The organism is bacterium (genome assembly GCA_036504735.1).
In the GTDB taxonomy this organism is placed as follows: domain Bacteria; phylum Electryoneota; class RPQS01; order RPQS01; family RPQS01; genus DASXUQ01.
In genome coordinates, this window is record DASXUQ010000004.1 from 1 (window position 1) to 1,624 (window position 1,624).

At 61.7% G+C, this 1,624-nt stretch carries 2 protein-coding genes; one reads left to right on the plus strand and one right to left on the minus strand.

The annotated features are described in order from the left end of the window. On the minus strand, positions 1 to 713 hold a 713-nt coding region (locus VGL38_01780; GenBank protein ID HEY3294147.1), incomplete at its 3' end, for a FlgD immunoglobulin-like domain containing protein. Between the two features lie 90 nt (positions 714 to 803). On the opposite strand from VGL38_01780, the gene VGL38_01785 reads away from it, so the two are divergent. Next, on the plus strand, positions 804 to 1,624 hold an 821-nt coding region (locus VGL38_01785), incomplete at its 3' end, for an alginate export family protein (GenBank protein ID HEY3294148.1).

Sequence of the window (1,624 nt, forward strand, 5' to 3'; positions counted from 1 at the left end):
TGATCGCCGAAGCGGGCAAGCTTGCGGTCGCTAAGGCGATAGCGGTACAAGACGCTGTGCGCCATTTTCTTGTAATAGCGCATCAAAGGCGCGGCATTCTGCTCGCTGGCAACGTACAGGTACTGCCCGTCACTGGCGAGATTGATGAGGGTATCGCCGAAAGCGAAGCGGTTCTTGAGTCCCCAATCCTTACGACCATCGGGTCCAACGCCGACCAGGAACCAGCCCGATTCGGCCATCGGCCATCCCAAAACAACCCCACCGGGAATCGTGATTGCGGCTTGAGGCAACGTGTGGTCCGCGCCCCAGCCGCCTTTGCTGTCGGCTGTGGCCCAGGGCGGAGTACCGGGATTCCCATAGCTCAGCAGGTATTCGATTCCGACGCCGTTGTGGCGCAGCACGCGCCAACGGTAGGGACCTGCGGGAACCGGCTGGCCCTGGTCGTCGGCTCCATCCCAGAGTTCGGTGTGCGCGCCGGCCCCGCGCGGTGCCGCACCAATCAGATTGCGAACGCGCCTGCCATGGGCATCATCGATCACCAGCGTGACGAAGCCAGCCGAAGGCAGAGTATAACGGAGTTCAAGTTGACTATCCGCTGACGAGCCGGTCTTGATGGCGATATCATTGGCCGGGGAAGTCCGCACCCCTGCCGACGCCAGCACATGGGCCAGGCACAACACGGCAATCGACCCAACGGCGAATGAATTTCTCATAGATCAATATTACTTTCATCGGAAGATTCTCGCGGCCACGCTACAATACCGGTGTGGCTTGCATCGAAACCTCATGAACGGCACTCCTCCATGTTGAAGCTTTTGCCGATCCTGCTCGCGCTAGGGCTCGTCGGCCGCGCGCAGGATCGTCCAGCCTCGGATTTCGTTAACCAGTACTTGCCGGAGTGGCTGCGCTTCAGCGGCGAGGCTCGTCTGCGCTATGAAGGCTTCACCGGCAGCGGCTTCCGGCACAATTCCGACGACGATCATGGACTCACGAGGATGCGGCTGAACCTGACGATCCGGCCATCGCGGCGGTTGGTTTTCGTGATGCAGGCGCAGGACGCGCGCGTGTTCCTGACAGGCATTCAGCCAGTGCCGACGAACTATCAGGACAAGCTGGACCTGCGTGTCGGGTACGTCGAGATCGGCGCGGAGAAAGACCTGCTGGCCATCCGCGCCGGCAGACAGGAGCTGGATTTCGGCGAGCAACGCATGCTCGGCTACAACGGCTGGCGCAACACCGCCCAAAGTTTCGACGCAGTGCGAGTGATTGTGCGGCATGCCGGCGTGCGCTTCGACATTTTCGCCTCAGCACCAGTTTTAATTCAGGACCGATTCAACCGCATCGTGCCCGGCAACAACGTCCACGGGATTTATGGCTCGATTCCGGACCGGCGTCGCAAATTCACGGTCGAGCCGTATGCCTTATGGCGGTTGTCGCCATCCTGGCGCGTGGAGGCGGGCGGCTTTGGACGACTCGACGTGAAGTATCCGGGGGCGCACGTGTTCGGTAAAGCGGGCGCCTTCGACTACGACAGCGAAATGGCGGCGGAAATCGGCCACTCCGGAACCGACCGGATCCGCGCCTGGGCGGGCCACTGGCGGGCAGGATACAACGGACACGCCGG